This is a genomic window from Nonomuraea sp. NPDC050790 (assembly GCF_044456745.1).
In the GTDB taxonomy this organism is placed as follows: Bacteria; Actinomycetota; Actinomycetes; order Streptosporangiales; family Streptosporangiaceae; genus Nonomuraea.
Window position 1 is genome coordinate 1269463 of sequence record NZ_JBITGF010000001.1, and the last position, 17555, is coordinate 1287017.

General features: G+C 71.0%; 19 protein-coding genes. 7 read left to right on the forward strand and 12 right to left on the reverse strand.

Going from position 1 to position 17555, the window contains the following annotated elements:
- Nucleotides 1-5 precede the first annotated feature (5 nt).
- The gene (locus ACIBEJ_RS05695) at nt 6-1535 is read right to left on the reverse strand and encodes a helix-turn-helix domain-containing protein (RefSeq protein WP_397181419.1); all 1530 of its coding nucleotides are present in this window, start codon (nt 1533-1535) and stop codon (nt 6-8) included.
- Nucleotides 1536-1551: 16 nt separating this feature from the next.
- The gene (locus tag ACIBEJ_RS05700) at nt 1552-3237 is read right to left on the reverse strand and encodes an enoyl-CoA hydratase-related protein (protein ID WP_397181420.1); all 1686 of its coding nucleotides are present in this window, start codon (nt 3235-3237) and stop codon (nt 1552-1554) included.
- Nucleotides 3238-3555: 318 nt separating this feature from the next.
- On the opposite strand from ACIBEJ_RS05700, the gene ACIBEJ_RS05705 reads away from it, so the two are divergent.
- Entirely contained in the window at nt 3556-4020 is a 465-nt protein-coding gene (locus ACIBEJ_RS05705) for a hypothetical protein (RefSeq protein WP_397181421.1), read from the forward strand.
- Nucleotides 4021-4095: 75 nt separating this feature from the next.
- Here the strand turns inward: ACIBEJ_RS05705 and ACIBEJ_RS05710 are convergent, their stop codons facing one another.
- The 3 genes from ACIBEJ_RS05710 to ACIBEJ_RS05720 all read right to left on the reverse strand — a co-directional run bounded on the left by ACIBEJ_RS05710 (nt 4096) and on the right by ACIBEJ_RS05720 (nt 6672).
- Nucleotides 4096-4461 (reverse strand): hypothetical protein, encoded by a 366-nt coding sequence (locus ACIBEJ_RS05710; protein WP_397181422.1) that lies wholly within the window; start codon nt 4459-4461, stop codon nt 4096-4098.
- A 1201-nt stretch (nt 4462-5662) separates the two neighbouring features.
- Nucleotides 5663-6016, reverse strand: a complete 354-nt coding sequence (locus ACIBEJ_RS05715; RefSeq protein WP_397181423.1) for a nuclear transport factor 2 family protein — start codon at nt 6014-6016, stop codon at nt 5663-5665.
- Nucleotides 6017-6054: 38 nt separating this feature from the next.
- Nucleotides 6055-6672, reverse strand: a complete 618-nt coding sequence (locus ACIBEJ_RS05720) for a class I SAM-dependent methyltransferase (protein WP_397181424.1) — start codon at nt 6670-6672, stop codon at nt 6055-6057.
- A 61-nt stretch (nt 6673-6733) separates the two neighbouring features.
- Here ACIBEJ_RS05720 and ACIBEJ_RS05725 point away from each other — a divergent pair, with 61 nt between their 5' ends.
- Entirely contained in the window at nt 6734-7132 is a 399-nt protein-coding gene (locus ACIBEJ_RS05725; RefSeq protein WP_397181425.1) for a MerR family transcriptional regulator, read from the forward strand.
- Between the two features lie 91 nt (nt 7133-7223).
- Nucleotides 7224-8135: an RNA polymerase sigma factor SigJ gene (gene sigJ / locus ACIBEJ_RS05730; protein WP_397181426.1), complete on the forward strand. Its 912-nt coding sequence runs from the start codon at nt 7224-7226 to the stop codon at nt 8133-8135.
- Here the strand turns inward: sigJ and ACIBEJ_RS05735 are convergent.
- The 5 genes from ACIBEJ_RS05735 to ACIBEJ_RS05755 are packed head-to-tail and all read right to left on the reverse strand — an operon-like array spanning nt 8126 to nt 10845.
- A complete protein-coding gene (locus tag ACIBEJ_RS05735; protein WP_397181427.1) occupies nt 8126-8413 on the reverse strand; it encodes a DUF952 domain-containing protein in 288 nt (95 codons plus the stop codon). The genes sigJ and ACIBEJ_RS05735 overlap by 10 nt on opposite strands.
- A complete protein-coding gene (locus tag ACIBEJ_RS05740; RefSeq protein ID WP_397181428.1) occupies nt 8410-9417 on the reverse strand; it encodes an aminotransferase class V-fold PLP-dependent enzyme in 1008 nt (335 codons plus the stop codon). Before ACIBEJ_RS05740 ends, ACIBEJ_RS05735 begins: the two co-directional genes overlap by 4 nt.
- On the reverse strand, nt 9414-9971 hold the full coding sequence (locus ACIBEJ_RS05745) for a GNAT family N-acetyltransferase (RefSeq protein ID WP_397181429.1): 558 nt from the start codon (nt 9969-9971) through the stop codon (nt 9414-9416). The genes ACIBEJ_RS05740 and ACIBEJ_RS05745 overlap by 4 nt, the downstream gene beginning before the upstream one ends.
- Nucleotides 9972-9991: 20 nt before the next feature.
- Nucleotides 9992-10525 (reverse strand): TetR/AcrR family transcriptional regulator, encoded by a 534-nt coding sequence (locus ACIBEJ_RS05750; RefSeq protein ID WP_397181430.1) that lies wholly within the window; start codon nt 10523-10525, stop codon nt 9992-9994.
- Nucleotides 10522-10845, reverse strand: a complete 324-nt coding sequence (locus ACIBEJ_RS05755) for a DMT family transporter (RefSeq protein ID WP_397181431.1) — start codon at nt 10843-10845, stop codon at nt 10522-10524. The genes ACIBEJ_RS05750 and ACIBEJ_RS05755 overlap by 4 nt, the downstream gene beginning before the upstream one ends.
- A 97-nt stretch (nt 10846-10942) precedes the next feature.
- On the opposite strand from ACIBEJ_RS05755, the gene ACIBEJ_RS05760 reads away from it, so the two are divergent.
- Nucleotides 10943-11899, forward strand: coding sequence for a radical SAM protein (locus ACIBEJ_RS05760; RefSeq protein WP_397181432.1), 957 nt, complete (start codon nt 10943-10945; stop codon nt 11897-11899).
- Between the two features lie 285 nt (nt 11900-12184).
- On the opposite strand, the gene ACIBEJ_RS05765 is transcribed toward ACIBEJ_RS05760, so the two are convergent.
- Nucleotides 12185-13108 (reverse strand): GNAT family N-acetyltransferase, encoded by a 924-nt coding sequence (locus ACIBEJ_RS05765; protein ID WP_397181433.1) that lies wholly within the window; start codon nt 13106-13108, stop codon nt 12185-12187.
- 77 nt (nt 13109-13185) lie between these two features.
- Here ACIBEJ_RS05765 and ACIBEJ_RS05770 point away from each other — a divergent pair, with 77 nt between their 5' ends.
- Entirely contained in the window at nt 13186-13719 is a 534-nt protein-coding gene (locus ACIBEJ_RS05770; RefSeq protein WP_397181434.1) for a toxin-antitoxin system HicB family antitoxin, read from the forward strand.
- Between the two features lie 37 nt (nt 13720-13756).
- Entirely contained in the window at nt 13757-14686 is a 930-nt protein-coding gene (locus ACIBEJ_RS05775) for a DUF4097 family beta strand repeat-containing protein (protein WP_397181435.1), read from the forward strand.
- Nucleotides 14687-15349: 663 nt separating this feature from the next.
- Here ACIBEJ_RS05775 and ACIBEJ_RS05780 read toward each other — a convergent pair.
- Nucleotides 15350-16585 carry a vanadium-dependent haloperoxidase gene (locus tag ACIBEJ_RS05780; protein ID WP_397181436.1) on the reverse strand — a complete coding sequence of 412 codons (1236 nt, stop codon included), beginning with the start codon at nt 16583-16585 and terminating at the stop codon, nt 15350-15352.
- 144 nt (nt 16586-16729) lie between these two features.
- Here ACIBEJ_RS05780 and ACIBEJ_RS05785 point away from each other — a divergent pair, with 144 nt between their 5' ends.
- Nucleotides 16730-17473 (forward strand): phytanoyl-CoA dioxygenase family protein, encoded by a 744-nt coding sequence (locus tag ACIBEJ_RS05785; protein WP_397181437.1) that lies wholly within the window; start codon nt 16730-16732, stop codon nt 17471-17473.
- The last annotated feature ends 82 nt before the right edge of the window (nt 17474-17555 follow it).

Here is a 17555-nt window from a genome sequence, read left to right on the forward strand (position 1 = left end):
CTCCCTCAGATGTCGCGAAACGTCTCGATCTGCGCCCCGACCGCGTTCAACCGCTCCGCCAGCTCCTCATACCCCCGGTTGATCACATACACGTTCCGCAGCACCGACGTGCCCTCGGCCCCCAGCATCGCCAGCAGCACCACCACCGCCGGACGCAACGCCGGCGGGCACATCATCTCCGCCGCCCGCCACCGCGTCGGCCCCTCCACCAGCACCCGATGCGGATCCAGCAGCTTCACCGACGCCCCCAGCCGCGTCAGCTCCGTCAGATAGATCGCCCGGTTGTCATACACCCAGTCGTGAATGAGCGTCGACCCCTGCGCCACCGCCGCGATCGCCGCGAAAAACGGCACATTGTCGATGTTCAGCCCCGGAAACGGCATCGGATGGATCTTGTCGATGGGGGAGACCAGCTTCGACGGCCGCACCGTCAGATCCACCAGCCGCGTCCGCCCGTTCGCCGCCGCGTACTCCCCGCCCCGATCATGATCGAGGCCCATCTCCTCCAGCACCGCCAGCTCGATCTCCAGGAACTCCACCGGAACCCGCCGGATCGTCAGCTCCGACGACGTCACCACCGCCGCCGCCAGCAGGCTCATCGCCTCCACCGGATCCTCACTGGGGGAGTAGTCCACATCCCGCTCGATCACCGGCACCCCGTGCACCGTCAGCGTCGTCGTCCCGATGCCCTCGACCTTCACCCCCAGCTCCTCCAGGAAGAAGCACAGGTCCTGCACCATGTAGTTCGACGACGCGTTACGGATCACCGTCACCCCGTCATGCCGCGCCGCCGCCATCAGCGCGTTCTCCGTCACCGTGTCCCCGCGCTCGGTCAGCACGATCGCCCGCTTCGGCGACACCCCGCCATCCACCTGCGCGTGATAGAACCCGCCCGTCGCCGTGATGTCCAGCCCGAAATGCCGCAACGCCGACATGTGAGGCTGCACCGTCCGCGTCCCCAGATCACACCCGCCCGCATACGGAATCCGGAACCGCCCCGTCCGATGCATCAACGGCCCCAAAAACATGATCACACTCCGGGTACGGCGCGCCGCCTCCGTATCCATCGCCTCCAGCTCCAGCCGAGCCGGCGGCACGATCTCCAGATCACCACCCCCGTTGACCCACCGCGCCCGCACCCCGATCGACGCCAGCACCTCCAAGATCCGATAGACCTCCTCGATCCGCGCCACCTTCCGCAAGATCGTCCGCCCCGAGTTCAGCAACGACGCGCACAACAACGCCACACACGCGTTCTTCGACGTCTTCACATCGATGCTGCCCGACAGCCGCCGCCCCCCGACCACCCGCAGATGCATCGGCCCCGCATACCCCAGCGACACGATCTCACTGTCCAACGCCTCACCGATCCGCGCGATCATCTCAAGACTGATGTTCTGATTACCCCGCTCAATCCGGTTCACCGCACTCTGACTCGTCGCCAGCGCATCCGCCAGCTGCAACTGCGTCCAACCACGATGCTGACGCGCATCCCGGATAAGCCGCCCAATCCGCGCAAGATAGTCATCCGCCATAGCGCCACAACCTATCTCACATATGAGATCCCCCCACCCCCCACCCATCCCGATGCACCGCCAAATGCCCCGGCGTCGCCTCCGCCCGCACCTTCCGCACAAACGCCGACCGCGCCGCCCCGAAACCCCGCCGATCATCGAACATGTCCCGGCTCATCTCCGCCAACTCCTCCACCCGATACGCATCCAACGGCTTACGCCGCTCATCAGCCACCCGAGCCTCCGCCTTCGCCGCCACCAAAGCCTCCCACTCACCCCCCGACGCCAACCCCTCCGCGAACTCCAGCACCGACCGCTCGAACTCCAGCCGCCCCCCACCCAGCACCCGATCAGCCAACCCCAGCTCCACCGCCTCCACCGCACCCACCGGCAACGCCCCCTCCGTCAACCGCCCCGCAGCAGCCACCCCCACCCGCCGCGCCAGCACATACGTCCAGAACTCACTGCCGTACAACCCCATCGTCCGATAGTGCGGATTCAGCACCACCCCCTCCCGCACCAGCACCCGATCCGCACCCAGCGCCATCATCACCCCGCCCGCGCCCGCATTACCCCCCACCGACGCCACCACCACCTGCCTACGACACTCGATGATCTCCCGGCACACCCCGTTGATCGCATTGATGTTCGTCCACGCCTCCAACTCCGGATGCGCCGCCGCCTCGATCACATTCAGATGAATCCCATTCGAGAACACCTCCCCGCCCCGCACCACCAGCACCCGCGTATCCTGCTCACCCGCATACCGCAACGCCGCCGCCAGCCGCCGACACTGATCCGACGACATCGCCCCGTTGTAGAAGTCGAAACTCACCACCCCCACCCCCGCACTGCGCTCATACGTGATCTCCGTATAACCCGCACGCTCCTCCAGATGACCCACCCGATCACCCAGCACCATCACCGCCGGCAACTTCACCCCATCGGCACGATCCAGCCGCAGATGCCCCACCCACACCGTCCCATCACCCGTATGCACCAGCACCGCACCCTCACGCCGCGCCGCCACCGAACCCGGCCGCCCCACCAGCGCCGGACCCCGATACACGTCGAACACCCGCACCGCCAGCCCGCACAACTCCGCACGACCACCCGGCGCCCCATCCGCCGCCCGCACCCGCCGCACGATCGCCTCCGTCGGCTCCGACCACGACACCACCCGATCCGCATGCCGCATCGCCGGACGCAACCGCCCCACCACCTCAGGCCGCCCATAATCCAACGGCACCGGCACGAACCCCGCGTCTCCCGCCTTCTCCACCACCTCCATCACCAGCTCCACCGCCGCATCCGCCACCGGCCCGTTGTACAAAGCCGACTTACGCGGCGCCTCCACCGGCAACGCAAACATCCGATATCCCCAGATCGGACCCGCGTCCATCTCCTCCACCGCCTGCAACGCCGTCACACCCCACTCCGCCTGCGCCTCCGCGATCGCCCAATCCAGCGACGACGGACCCCGATCCCCAGGCGGACCCGGATGAATGATCACCACCCGGAACCGCTGCCACAACAGCCCCGGCACCTTCTCCTTCAAAAACGGACAGATCACCAAATCCGGCTTCGCCAGCTCCGCCGCCTCGAGCATCACCCGCTCCGACACCGCCAGCTCCACGCTCACGTCATGACCGGCCCGCCGCAACTCCAGCCACGCACGCTGGGTCAAACCATTGAAGGACGAGCAAAGCAGCAGGATGCGCAACGGAAACAGCCTCCGGACGATCGCGGCGAACGACGACACCCCGCCAGACAGCGGGGGAGCGGACGGGCGGGGGACACCCTCAGGTGGCCGCACCCGGGCAGCAGACCTCACCGGTTTCGGCAGCCCCAAATGACCCGTACATGCCACAAGATGTTGACACGTACCGGCACTCCGCGCTGACAATTCACGCAAAATCACCAACTATCCGGTACGGCGCAGCCCAGGGGAGTGGCACCCCGCGGACCCCACACCCAGCGGTAAAGCACATCGAAAGGCCCCTCCGCCACGATGGGCCCACCCACACGGAAGGCCGACGCCATGCCCCCACGCGTTCCGCTCCTGCTCGCCACCCTCGCCGCCGCGGCCCTGCTCACCACCCAGCCCGCCCTGGCCGCGGCCCCCGCCGCCACCGTGCCCTTCGCCGCCGACTCCGGCGACCCGTGCGAACGCGGCTCGACCGCGGGCACCCTGGAATGGGTCACCGGCCCGGTCATCCGGCCCACGGTCAAGGTGAGCGGAACCCTGTCCGACGACCCCGACTTCTCCGCCTGCGCGCCCGACGCCATGCACAGCCGGGCCGCCTTCACCGCCTACCACGGCACCGACAGGGTGGCCGGCGGCCAGGTCAAGGCGGACGACGCCACCGTCCCGGTCGAACTGGCGCTGTCGGACGCGACGGGCGTGCGCACGATCGACCGCGTCGTGGTGCAGGTGTGCCGCTTCAGCAACAGCCCGGTCGGCATCAGTTACTGCGGCTCGCCCAAGGAGTACAAGGCCCCGTGACGGCCGCTTTCCCAAGCCATGAGCTATACCGGACAGAATTCACCTTCTGTCCGGTATAGCTAGTTTTGTGGTGATTTAGAGGCGGCGGACGAAGCGTGAGGCGGCGCGATGGCTCATGCCCGTTTCGCCGCGCACCAGGAAGACCGCCTCCTGAATCTGTCCGAGCGCCTTCATCTCCAGCGCCTGGTCGACCAGGTCGGCGCTGGGGGCGGGACGATTGCGGGGACGGCGGGTGAGCCGGGCGGCCAGCACGATGAGCCAGATGGCACCAGCCGTCACGACGCCGGTGAGCGCGATGAGGGCCGTAGTAGACATGGCCAGCGTGTTCCCGCGTGGGGCGAGATCATGCGTGCGGTGTTCGCGGAAGTTGCGCGGATTCGCCGCTGTGGCCGCTTGTGCAGCCCCTGAGCTGATCATCCGCGTTTGCTCGATAATGTACATTATGTCAAGTTAACGAGATCTTGGCCCTCCTCCCGGCGTGCCGCCCTTGCGCCCGTCGGCCGCGGATCGTCCGCCCGGCAGCGTTCTGGAGGTCGTTGGTGTCGGGTCCGGGCTTTCGGGCTGTGAGACGCGCGTCCGGCCGGGCTTGGGGGTCGGCGAGCTGCCGACCGTCGTGGGGCCGCTGCTCCTGTGGCGCGCCCCGGCCGGTGGGCTCTTGTGGGCGGAATCTCGTGGTTGTCCCCCGCGTCGGGCGCCTGTCCCCGCGTTGTGCGGGTGGTTGTGACGCTTGGTGTCGGGCGGTGGGTGCGGGGGGTGTGCCGGTGGTGAGCGTGTGGGTAATGCGGTGTGGCGGGTGAGTTGGGCTCCGCTCCCCCGGTGGTGGCCGGACGCGGACGGCTGTCATCCCATTTCTTTGCGTGGCTGCCATATTCCTGTGTGAATATCCGGAAAGTGATTGCCCGTGAAGCGTTAAAGCGGTTGACCGCAATCCGGATAATCGTGGCAGGCCCCTGGTGGCCTGGGGTTTCGGGGGTTGACGGTGGAAATTTGCACTATCTCACGTGCTGGTCGGTAATTGACATGGGTGGGCCGGTGGCGTGATGATCCATCGGTGGGCGAGGCCGTAAAAGATGGCCTTGTTGGGACATTCACGGAAATGTCCATTGTGAGCTCCGAGCCCGGTGGGGGCGCTGGGGGGTGGTCCCCCGGTCTCGGTCGCCGCATGCCCGCGCCGCTCCGGTGCGCGGGCATGCGGCCTTACTCCCTGTGGCGGGGCTTCCTGTGGCCGGCTCCTTGTGGCTGGGCTTGCCGGCGAGTGGCTGGGGGGCGCTCCCCCGGCGGTGGCGGTGTTGACGGGAAATCTTGACGAGTCGTCGAAATGCCGCCTTGGATGGTTTTGGTGCGCTTACTCTGGATATCTGGTACGCGTCCGGAAGGGGACCCGCATGGGGAACGAAGTGTTGTGCCAGGTGTGTCAGGGGGTGCTGCCGGCGTCGGGTCGTGACTCGTATACGGCGGCGCGTGGGCGGTTGATCGTGTCGAACGGGTATTGCCAGGGTGGGTGCGCGGAGCGTGCCGAGCCGGCGGTGCGGGCGGTTCGGGTGGGCGGTGCGCCGTCTCCGGTGGCTCCGGCTGTTCCGGTGGCTGCTCCCCCGGTGTCTGGTCCTGGTGTGGCCGCTCCCCCGGTGGCGCGCGTTCGGGGTTAGGTTTCGTGCCAGTAGTCCCTGGTGGTGGTGGCGCGGCCTTCGTTGTCGAAGGTGATGAAGACGCAGCCGGCCAGGGTGTGGTCGCCGTCGGTGACGTGGTATTCGATGGCGGCGTTGTCGCCGTCCACGAGGGGTGTGGCGAAGTGGGCGCGGGGTGCGCGTTCTTCGGCGAATGAGCGGTGGATGTAGGCGGCGATCTCTGCTTTTCCGCGGTGGGGTGGGCGGAAGGGCATGGAGGTGTGGACGGCGTCGTCGGCGTACAGGGTGAGGATGGCCTCGGCGTCGTGGTGGGTCCAGCCGTGTTGCCAGGTGTCGGCGAAGTGCTGGGCGGCGGCGCGGGTGTCGGGCATGGGGTGATGGTAGGGGTTGTCTGCGTGCCTGGCGGGGGTCAGGGGCGGGTGGCGAGGACGCAGACGGCGGGCGGGGTGAGGTCGAGGGTGTGCGTGCGGATGTGGGTGTAGCCGGCGTCGTGCAGGTGCTGGGTGATGTCGCGGGCGGCCTGGGCTGAGGTGTGTTCGTCGGCGCCTGGGGTGCGGGGCTGGCTGGTGATGGCGATGCGGCCGCCGGGTTTGAGCAGGTCGCGGAGTTCGGTCAGGCGCTGGGTGGGGTGGGGCCAGAAGCCGAGGGTGTTGACGGTGAGGATGGCGTCGAGGGGCTGCTGGAATGCGGGCAGGTGGTCGACGGTGGCCCGCTGGAGGGTGACGCGGTGGGCGCGGATGGCGGCGGCGTTGCGGCGGGTGGCGTGGCGGAGCATGACGGCGGAGTGGTCGATGCCGTGGATGTGGCCGTGGGGGGCGTGGCGGCTGAGGTGGGCGATGGCCAGGCCGGGTCCGAAGCCGATTTCGAGGATGTGGTCGGTGGGCTGGACGTCGAGGAGGGTGACGCTCCAGTGGTTGCGGCGGCGGTTGGAGCCGCGGTGGGCCATGATCCAGCCGGCGAGGTGTCCTGCGGTGCCGTGGGGGCGGTGGAACTGGCCGATGAGGGCGGTGCGGATGCGGTGTTTCATGGGGCCAGTCAAGGTGTTCAAGGAGGCTTGAGGTCAAGTGGCTGATTTGAGTATCGGTGAGGTGGCTGCGCGGACGGGGGTGGCGGCGTCGGCGTTGCGGTATTACGAGGAGTTGGGGTTGATCGCGGCGCCGGTGCGGGTTGGGGGGCGGCGGCGGTATCCGGAGTCGGTGGTGGGGGTGGTGGGGCGGATTCTGGTGTTTCGGGATGCGGGGTTCTCGTTGCGGGAGGTGGCGCTGGTGCTGGGGGTGGGGGCGCCGGTGGATGTGCGGTGGCGGCGGCTGGCGGAGGGGAAGGTCGTGGAGTTGGAGGAGCGGATCGCGAGGGCGCGGGCGGCGCGGGAGGCGTTGGTGCACGGGTTGCGGTGTCCGCGTGCGGATTTTTCGGAGTGTGAGCGGTTCGCGGGGGTGGTGGCGGCGCGGCTGGCGGGTGAGCCGCTGGGGCGGGCGCACGTGCACTAGAGGGGGGCGGGTGGGTCTGACATCCGGTGGTGGTGTTTCGTCGTAGGGGGTGACGGTGGTGGCTACCGAGGGGGATGTCGTGGGTGGTTCGGTGGATCCCGGCCTGGGCGGGGTGATGGGTGAGCGCCGGCATCTGATCAATCTGGCGTATCGGCTGCTGGGGTCGCTGGCTGATGCCGAGGATGTGGTGCAGGAGACGTATGTGCGCTGGTATGCGCTGTCGCGTGAGCAGCAGGAGGCGATCGAGTCGGCGGGGGCGTGGCTGACGCGGGTGGCGGGTCGGATCTGCCTGGATGTGCTGGGTTCTGCGCGGGTGCGGCGGGAGCGGTATGTGGGTGAGTGGCTTCCTGAGCCGTTGCCGGATCGGGGTGAGTGGGGTGAGGGGCGGCTGGGTGGGGCGGTGGTGGATCCGGCGGATCGGGTGACGCTGGATGAGTCGCTGAACATGGCGTTCTTGGTGGTGCTGGAGTCGATGACGCCGGCTGAGCGGGTGGCGTTCGTGTTGCATGACGTGTTCCGCTATTCGTTCGCCGAGGTGGGCGAGATCGTGGGGCGGAGTGCGGCGGCGTGTCGTCAGCTCGCCTCGTCGGCGCGGCGGCGGGTGCGGGCGGCGCGGGTGGCGGCGGTGCCGGTGGCGCGGCAGGCGCGGGTGGTGCGGGAGTTTCGGCGGGCGTGGGAGGCGCAGGACATCGAGGCGTTGGTGGGGTTGCTGGCGCCGGAGGCGAGTGCGGTGGGTGATGGTGGCGGGGTGGTGAGCGCGGCGTTGCGGCCGGTGGTGGGTGCGCGGGCGATCGCGTCGTACGTCGTGGAGATCGCGCGGCAGGTTCCGGAGTTGGTGGTCGTGGAGCGGGTGGTGAACGGTCGGCCGGGGCTGGTGGCGCTGCGCGATGGGGTGACGGTGGTGGTGATGGCGTTCGAGGTGGACGGGGATCGGGTGTGGCGGATCTGGGGGGTGCGTAATCCGGAGAAGTTGCGTTCGTGGGCGGGGGTGAGTCAGGGGTAGGGGTGGATGGCGGTGACGGCGGTGGCGGGGAGCGGGCCGTACAGGTGGGGGAAGCCGTTTTCTTCGCGGATGTCGAGGCCGGTGGGGTCGATGTGCAGGACGAGCAGGGGTTCGGTGACGTCGGCGTAGAAGGTGGCGGCGACCTGGTCGAGTTGGGTGCGGTTGTGGCTGCAGTGGATGTAGCCGACCTCGTGGAGGGTTTTGCCGAGGGTGGAGGTCTGGTAGCCGCCGGGTCCGGTGGCGTGCCAGTCGGTGGCGAGGGCGAGGTGGAGGATCATGTGAGGGCTTCCAGGGCGCGGTCGGCGTCGGCGAGGGTGTTGTAGGCGTGGAAGGACAGGCGGGCGCGGCCGGCGCGGGTGGCGGCGGTGATGCCTGCGGCGGTGAGGCGTTGGGGGTCTGCCTGCAGGGACAGGATGGGGGTGTCGCCTGGGGGTAGGCCGAGTCCGGTGCGGACGTGGTTGGCGAGGGTGAGGTTGTGGGTGTGGATGGCGTCGATGCCGAGGGTGGTGAGGAGTTCGAGGGCGGGGGCGGCGCCGACGTAGCAGAACCAGGCTGGGGACAGGTCGAAGGCGCGGGCGTCGTCGGCGAGGCGGGGTGGCATGCCGTAGAAGGCGGTGTCGGGGTCGGGGGCGCTGTACCAGTTGGCGGCGATGGGGCGCATGCGGCGGCGCAGGCGGGGTGACAGGTAGCCGAAGGCGGCGCCGCGGGGGGCCATGAGCCATTTGTAGGCGGCGCAGACGAGGGCGTCGATGCCGTCCAGGGTGATGGGCAGCCAGCCGCAGGCTTGGCTGGCGTCGGCGATGACGAGGGTGTCGTGGGTGCGGGCGGCGTGGAGGATGTCGGTGAGGGGGGCGAGTTCGCCGGTGGCCGATTGGACGAGGCTGAAGGCGACGGCGGTGGTGTCGGGGGTGATGTGGTCGGCGAGGTGGGCGGCGGGGGCGGTGTGGACGTCGGCGGCCATGGCCCAGGGGAAGACGTTGCTGGTGAATTCGATGTCGGGGACCAGGACGCGGGCGCGGGGTGGCAGGGCGGTGGCGATGGCGGAGTTGATCTGGGAGGCGGTGGAGCTGATGGTGATGTCGGTGGGGGGTGCGCCGATGAGGTGGGCGAAGGCGGTGCGGGCGCGGGTGACGCTGGTGTCCCAGGGTTTCCAGTCGCTGCTGCCGTGGCGCCATTGGTCCAGGACGGTCTGGAGTTCGGTGTAGGCGGTGCGGGGTGGCAGGCCGTAACTGGCGGTGTTGAGCCAGCCGGGGCGGGCGTCCCAGTGGGTGTGCCAGGTCATCGGTGGTGCCATTCGCGGGCGAGCAGGGCGTAGACGAGTTCGCTGGCCCATTGGCCTTTGACGTATTCGTTGTCGATGAGGTGGGCTTCGCGGCGCATGCCGAGTTTTTCCAGGACGCGGGCGGAGGCGTGGTTGCGGGCGTCGAGGCGGCCGACGATGCGGTGCAGGCCGAGGTCGTCGAAGCCGAGGGCGAGCAGGGGGCGGGTGGCTTCGGCGGCGTAGCCGTGGCCGTGGAAGCGGGGGTGCAGGACGTAGCCGATTTCGCCTTGGCGGTGTTGTTTGCTGGTCCAGATGAGGACGCAGTTGCCGGCGAGTTCGCCGGTGTCGGTGAGGGTGATGGCGATGTCGAGGGCTTCGCCTTCGTCGTGCAGGGTGGTGCGGGCGATCTTCTTGTCGAGGAAGGCGCGGGTGGTGTCGAGGTCGCGGGGTTCCCAGTAGAGGTAGCGGGCGACGTCGGGCAGGGATTCGTAGGCGTGCAGGTCGTGGAGGTCGTCGGGGGTGAAGGGGCGCAGGGTCAGGCGTGGGGTGGTGATCGGGTAGGTGGGTGTGAGCACGGGGGCAGTGTAGGCATCGGTCATTCGGGGCGCGAGGCGTTTTCGATGGCGAGTCGCAGGAGGGTGCGCAGGTCGTCGAGGGGGCGTTGTTCGACGACGTGTTCGAGCCAGAGGGCGCAGACGGTGGTGTGGAGGAGGCGGGCGCGGGGGTGGTCGGGGGGTAGTCGGAGGTGGTCGGCGGTGACGGCGAGGCAGCCGTCGCTCCAGCGGCGGGCGATGGTCTGGAGGGCGGGGTCGCGGCCGGCGTGGACGTACAGTTCCCACAGGCCGAGCTGGTGGAGGCGGTCGGCGGTGGCGAGGTCGTCGGCGAGGCCGGTGATGCCGTGGTGGCGCAGGTGGGTGAGTTCGCGCTCGACGAGGTGGGTGAAGGCTTCGGCGAGGAGTTGGTCGCGGGAGGCGAAGTAGTAGGTGGTGGCGGCCAAGGGCAGGTGGGCGCGGTGGGCGACGGCGCGGTGGGTGAGGGCGGCGAAGCCGCCGTCGGTGAGCAGGTCGACGGCGGCGTTGAGCAGGGCGGTGCGGCGCTGGGTGGCGCGGGCCTGGGGTTTTTTGGTCAATGGGTGCCTGCGAGGTTGAGGACGATGACGCCGGCGATGATGAGGACGATACCGCCGATCTTGAGGGGGGACAGGTTCTCGCCCATGAAGGCGAAGCCGATGATGGCGATGGCGGCGGTGCCGGCGCCGGACCAGACGGCGTAGGCGGTGCCCATGTCCATCTGGAGTTGGAGGGCTTTGCCGAGCAGGGCGAAGGAGGTGGTGTAGCCGGCGACGACGAGGGCGCTCCAGCCGAGGTGGGTGAAGCCGTTGGCGAGTTTGAGGGCGGAGGTGGCCGCGATCTCGCTGGCGATGGCGAGGGCGAGCAGGAGCCAGGCCATGGGGGTGGAACCTTCCCAAAAAGTGGTACGTCTGTACCAGTTTAGATGCGGCGGATTCGCTTGCCAACGCAGTCGAATACGTGTTCCACTTGGGCTCGTGGAGTGGGACGCGCTTTCGTTGGTCGAGGCCGGCGAGCATAGGCCGCTGATCGAGCGGCGTGCGGTGCTGCGCGGCGGCTTCTACGAGATGCAGGCGCGCACCATGATCGAGCGGGTGCCACCGGTCGTGGGCATCGGCCAGGAGTGGGGCATCTCCCCCTATCGCGGCTGCGCCCACGCGTGCCGGGGGTGTGGCGCGCGGGCCGGGCATCGCCGGCTGGGGCTGGACGCCGGGCGCGACTTCGACACGCGGGTGGTGGTCAAGGCCAACGCGGTGGCGCGGGTGCGGGCGGAGCTTCAGCGCTTCGCGGGCGCGGCGGTGGCGGTCGGGGTGAGCGGCGACTGCTACCAGGAGGCCGAGGGCACCTACCGGCTGATGCCGGGGATCGTGGCGGCGCTGCGTGATGCGGGCGTGCCGTTCACCGTCTACACCAAGAGCCCGCTGGTGCTGCGTGATGCGGAGTTGCTGGCGGCGGCGGGGGCGCGGGTGGCGGTGTCGATCGCGTTCGTGGACGAGCGGATCCGGCGGGCCGTGGAGCCGGGGGCGCCGGGGGCGCAGGCGCGGCTGGAGCTGGTCGCGGCGCTGGTGGAGGCCGGGGTGGCCTGCCGGGTGCTGATGGCGCCGGTGCTGCCGCTGCTGAGTGACGCGGCCGACCAGCTCGGTGCGACGGTGCGGCGGATCGCGGCCAGTGGGGCGGGCGGGGTGGAGGCGATCGTGCTGCGGCTGCCTCCGGCCACGCGGGCCTGGTATGTGAGCTGGCTGCGGCAGGCGCATCCGGGGCTGGAGGAGCGCTACGAGGAGCTCTACGATCCGGCCGGGATGCCGGCGCCGGGTTACGAGCAGCGCATTCTCGGGCAGATCGAGCAGCTGTGCCGTACCTATCACCTGGATTTCGGCGCCCCCGCTCCCCCGCCGTCGGCCGCGCCCAGGGCGGCGCAGCTCGCGCTGGTGTAGGGGCGGCTAGCGGTTGAGGATCGAGGTGGACCGGCCGACCTCGATGAGGTGTCCGGGTCGCGGGCCGGGAAGGTCTCGCGGCGCATGTCAGCCTCCCGCCACGGCACGGCTGGTGTTCGGTGCGACGTTCGTGGGTGTTGCTTGCCCTGGTCGGCGGTCATACCCCGTGTAGACCGGACAGGGGCGCGAATGTGACAGCTCGTGTCAGGAGAGGCGCGGCGGAGGAGGCGGTGGCGCCGTCAAGGTGTTCGGCGCCAGGCCGGTTTGCGGGGGCGGATCGGCGTCTCAGCGGGTGTAGGTGAGGCGGATCTCGGTGATCTGGTAGCCGGCGCGGGTGAAGGCGGCGGCTATGGGGGCGTTGGCCAGGTCGGTGGTGGCGGTGATGCGCTCGGCGCCGGCGGCGGCGTGCAGGCGGGTGATCTCGCCGAGGATCTCGTCGACGTGGCCGTGCCCGCGTAGTTCCGGGACGACGCCGAGGTAGCCGACGTTGCGGGCGTACGGCGTGGCCGAGGGGATGGCCAGGCCGGCGAGGCGGCCGTCGGGGGTGTGGGCCAGGCGCCACCAGTGCCGCTCCCCCGGCGCGTCGAGGTAGAAGTCCATTTCGCGGCGGGCGCTTTCGCGTGCGCCGTGGGCGGCGACGCGGGCGCGGGTCTGGGCATCCAGGCTCGCGTGGGCGATGCGTTCGAACACCTCCAGGAACTGTTCGTCGGTGGCCTGGGTGAAGCGCAGGGAGCCGGTGGCGGCGGGGACGCCGCGGTCGGGTGTCCAGGCGAACTGCAGGCGTTCGACCTCGTGCTGGAGTCCGGCGGCGCGGGCGGCCTCGCGCCGCCAGGCGACCGCTTGGGCGCGGGCGGGGTCCTCGCGCCAGCCGCCGGTGGTCTTGATCGTGTACTGGGCGCCGGTGGCGGCGGAGGGCAGGGTCGCGGCGATGAGCTGGGCGCCGATCCGGGCGCGGTCGCCGGCGGCGGGGTCGACGTCGAGGCAGTCCAGGGCCACCGGCTGGGTGGCGGTGGCCGGTCCCCACCACAGCGCCCGGCCCGCCAGGCGGCCGCCGGCGTCTTCGGCCAGCCAGGTCCAGTGCGGGCGGTACATGCCCTCGGCCAGGTCGGCGCGGTAGCGGGCGGCGTCGATCCAGCCGACGGGCTCGGTGACGGTCCAGGCGGTGACGCGCTCGAGGTCGGCGGAGGTGGCGGGGCGGTAGGAAATCACCCGGGCAGGCTAGCGCCGATGCCAGTGTGGCGCCAACCCGGCTTGTGCTGGCGCATGTCTGGCGCCATAATGGCGTCATGGATTTGACGTCGTACGCCGACCGGCTCCGCCGGGACCTGGCCGTGGCCGCGCAGAGCGGCGGGCAGGAGGCGGCCGCGCTGGCCGAGCGGCTCGCGGCGCCGCTGGAGTCCTCCATCCGGCTCATCCTGCTGGAGGCGCTGTCGGAAGCCGCCGACGAGATCACCCGCGACCTGGCGCCCGGCTCGGTGGAGGTGCGGCTGCGGCGCGGCGAGCCCGCGTTCGTGCTGACGCGCTCGCCGGCCGACCTTTCCTTCCACGCGCCCTTCGAGGAGAACGGGCTGGACGAGGGCGGGCCGGCGGAGGCGGATCCGCCGGTGGCGGCGGGCCGGGACGGCGGCACCGCGCGGATCAACTTCCGGCTGCCCGAGCAGCTCAAGGCGCAGATCGAGGAGGCCGCCCGGCAGGAGGGCCTGTCGGTCAACACCTGGCTCGTGCGCGCCGTCGCGGGCACGTTCGAGTCCGCCGCCCGCCGTACGCCGCGCCGCCCCGCCGCCCAGGGCAGGGGCCGCTACAGCGGCTGGGTCGGCTGAGCAGTGCACACCAGCTCTTTTCGCAGGAGGGTTTCCCATGCCGACGTTCGACACGCCAGAACCGATCACCGTCAGGATCGACCTGCCCGGCGGCGAGGTGAAGATCATCGCCGGTGAGCGCGCCGACACCGTCGTCGACATCCGGCCCGGCGACGAGGAGGAGGAGGAGACGGGCGCGATCCAGGCCGTCTACCAGGCCGGCACCCTGACCGTGACCGCGCCGCCCCGCCGCGACGGCCTGCACGACGGCCTGCACAGCGGTCTGGATCGGGCGGTCCGCCAGGCCGTCGGCGGGCGGCAGGGCGGCTGGAGCCTGTCGGGGCTGGTGCGCATGCTGAGCGACTGGGGCCACTCCTCCCCCGCGGTGACGATCGAGGTGCCGGCCGGCTCGCATGTGCAGGGTGAGGCGAGCGGCGGGGACTTCCGCTGCGTCGGGCGGCTGGGCGAGTGCCGCCTGCGCAGCGACTACGGCGACATCCGGCTCGACGAGGCCGACACGGTACGCCTGAGGACCGGCAGCGGCGACATCACCGTCGACCGGGTCGGCGGCCGAGCCGAGATCACCACCGACTCCGGCGAGGTGCGGGTGCACGAGATCGGCGGCGGCGCGGCCGTCAGCAACGACGACGGGGAGTGCTATCTCGGCGAGGTGGGCGGCGACCTGCGGCTGAGCGGGGTGCACGGGGACATGCGGGTGGAGCGGGCCCACGCGGGGGTGGAGGCCAAGACGGTCTACGGCAGCGTGCGGATCGGGCAGGTGACGCGGGGGCTGGTGGAGCTGACGAGCACGGGCGGCGACCTGGAGGTCGGCATCCGGGAGGGGACGGCGGCGCTGCTGGAGGTCAGCACGGCGCAGGGGCGGCTGGTCAACGCGCTGGAGCCGCGGGAGGGGCCCGGCGGGTTCGAGGAGACGGTCGAGATCCGCGCCCGCAGCCACGACGGCGACATCACCATCCGCCGCGCCTGACCCTTCAGGAGGCGCCGTGTCCCGAGATTTCAGGGGTTCCATCGTGCTTGTGCCGCTCGCCCGGGAACGTCGGGCGGTCCCGGGCACCGACATTCCCGGGCGGTCTCGGCCGCGCGCGAAGGGGTGATCCGCACGCGCGTCAAGCGGGTGGTCACCCGGGCGTGAAGCGAGTGATTCGCCCACGCCCGGGATACGGGTGGTCCCGGTCTCCCGACGTCGTCGGGAGACCGGCCGCGCGTGCAGGCGAAGTGGCGCCTGTCCTCCGGGCGGGAGGACAGGCGCCGGGCAGTGGCGAACCATGGGGGTTGGGCCCGCCACTGGTCTTGCGCCCCGGCCGTCCCCAGGCGCCTGGGGACGGCGAGGTGGTCATGGCCCTCCGGCTGAGCCGGGCTGCCGAGCTTGGCCGGCCGACCCGGGCTGCGGAGCTTGAGGAACGCCGAGGGGTTGGCCGGGACGTCTCGCTTTCAGCAAGCGCCGGGTTCCGGGGCTGGCGTCCCCATGTCCGGTGTCCCTAGGGGCCGGCGTTCCGGGGCGCCGGTGTCCCTGAGTCTGCTGTCCCTAGGGTTCGATGTCCTAAATTCGCTGCCCCAGGGTTCAGGGTTGCGGGGGCCGGTGTTCCGCGGGTCCCGTGTTGCGGCGGTCGGGCCGGGATGGCCGGGAGGGTCATGCCGGGGGCTGCAGCAGCAGGGCGGGCAGGTGCAGCAGGGCGTTCAGGGCCACGCGGCGGCCGAGCTGGGCGCCGGCGTCGTCGGCGTCGCGGGTGTGGATGCCCGACCAGACCCGGGCGTCCACGTTCTCCTGGGTGAACTGCCGCCAGGAGGTGTAGGTGCGGTCCGCGCCCGGCGCCACCACGCTGGAGGCGGTGATGGGCCGCGCCGGGCGGGGCCCGGTCAGCGCGGTGAGGATTTGCTCGGCGGCGCCGGCGTAGGCGGCGTGGCCGCTGACGTAGTCGGGGTGGGGCGGGGTGTCGTGCAGCGGCGTCCACCCGGTGTGCCCGGCGGCGCGCAGCGCGGTCACCGGACGCCAGCGCACGTGCGCGTACTTGGAGTCGGAGGTGGCGATCTGCGTGTCGACCGAGGCGACGTGGAAGGCGGCGACCAGGCCGGCGCGGGCGGCCAGCGGCCACGACGCCTTCTGCTCCAGCGCCCCGCGCAGCAGCTGGGTGAAGATCGGCAGCGGGGTGGTGGCCCAGAACTGGGCGACCGCGGTCTGCGCGGGGGTGCGCAGGGTGGAGTCGGCCGAGCCGTAGAGGCGGACCTCCTCCATGTCACGGCGGTAGGCGTCGGAGTCGAGGGGGTCGGGCGTGGGACGGAACTGGGCGGCGCTGGACAGCAGGAACGGCTTGGCCTCGCGCAGGCCGTACTGGATGCCGGGGGCGTGGGCCGGCGGGGTGGGCTGCCACACGCCGGGCGCGGCCGGCTGCGGGTGGTAGGGGGCATCGACGGAGGCGGCGTCGAGGCCGTCGCCGGCGCGCTCGGCCAGCAGGGCGGCGGTGGCGGCCTTGCCGGCGGCGATCCCGCGCTCCTTGGCGGCCCCGTCGGGGATGCGCGCCAGCGTGCCGGCCAGGACGGCGTCGAGCTGCGGCTTTCCGGGCGGCGCGAAGTCGAGCAGGGCGGCGTGCACGGCCGAGGCCAGCGCGGCCTGCTGGTAGGCGGCCGGGGCCAGCGGCTGGCGCAGCAGCGCGCGGGTGGCCGCGCTCCAGCCGATCGCCCACACGCGCGAGTTGGTGGCCGCGGCGGAGGCGCCGCCGAGCTTGACGGTCAGGGCGGAGGCGTCGTACCACTCCAGGGCGACGTCGACGGGGGCGGCGGTGCGCGCGGCGGCGGTGGCCGGGGTGAGCAGGGAGGTGGGGAGTACGGCCAGCACGAGCACGGCCGCTATGCGGGATAAGCGCGACATCGAGCCGGTGGTCCTTTCTATGGGATTGCCTGGGCGTAACGCTCGTGCCGGCGCCTGCCGGCGGCAACCCCTACCAGCGGCTTGGCCTGCCGTACTGGGGTGATGAAGGGGTAAATCGGTGGACAGCGTCGTTAGCGTGGCGGCATGGATGTCATCGACGTGGAGCGGTTCGCCGCCGACGGTTTCGCCAAGGTGGAGGCGGTCGTCGAGCGGGAGGTCGCCGATGCGGCCAGGATGCTGCTGTGGGAGAAGATCGGCCTGTCGCCCGACGATCCTGCCTCCTGGCGCGAGCCGGTGGTGTGGGCGATGGACGACACCGGGCAGGGCCCGTTCGGGCAGATCATGAGGAGCGAGCGGCTGTTCGCGGCCTTCGACGCGGTCGCCGGGGCGGGCGGCTGGGCGCCGCGCGGGGCGCTGGGCATGGTGCCGGTGCGTTTTCCGAACCTGCCGCCGGTGGAGGACCGGGGCTGGCACATCGACCTCAACACCCTGGGCGGCGACGGCACGTGGGGGGTGAGCGCGCGCTCGCAGACGATGCTGCTGCTGGTGCTGCTGTCGCATGTGGGGCCCGACGACGCGCCGACCCGGGTGCGGGCCGGCTCGCATCGCGACGCCTTCGCCGCCCTCAGCCCGCGGGCGATCGGGGCCGAGCCGGTGGCGGCGACGGTGGCCGGGCCATTGGTGGAGCGGGCCAGCCGGGAGCGGCCGGTGGCGTATGCGACGGGGGCGCCGGGCGATGTGTACCTGCTGCACCCCTACACGGTGCACGCCGCCGACGAGCATCGCGGCCAGGTGCCGCGGTTCATGTCGCAGGGGCCCATCATGCTGAAGCGGCCCGTCGACGGAAGCGGGGAGAACCTCCTGGCGAGGGCCCTGTCGGGGGCCTGATCCGGCGGGGGCTTTTGTGGGGTCCCCACAAGATAGGGGCCCCACCATGCGCGATGCGGACATTGGTATACCCGGCGGTGAT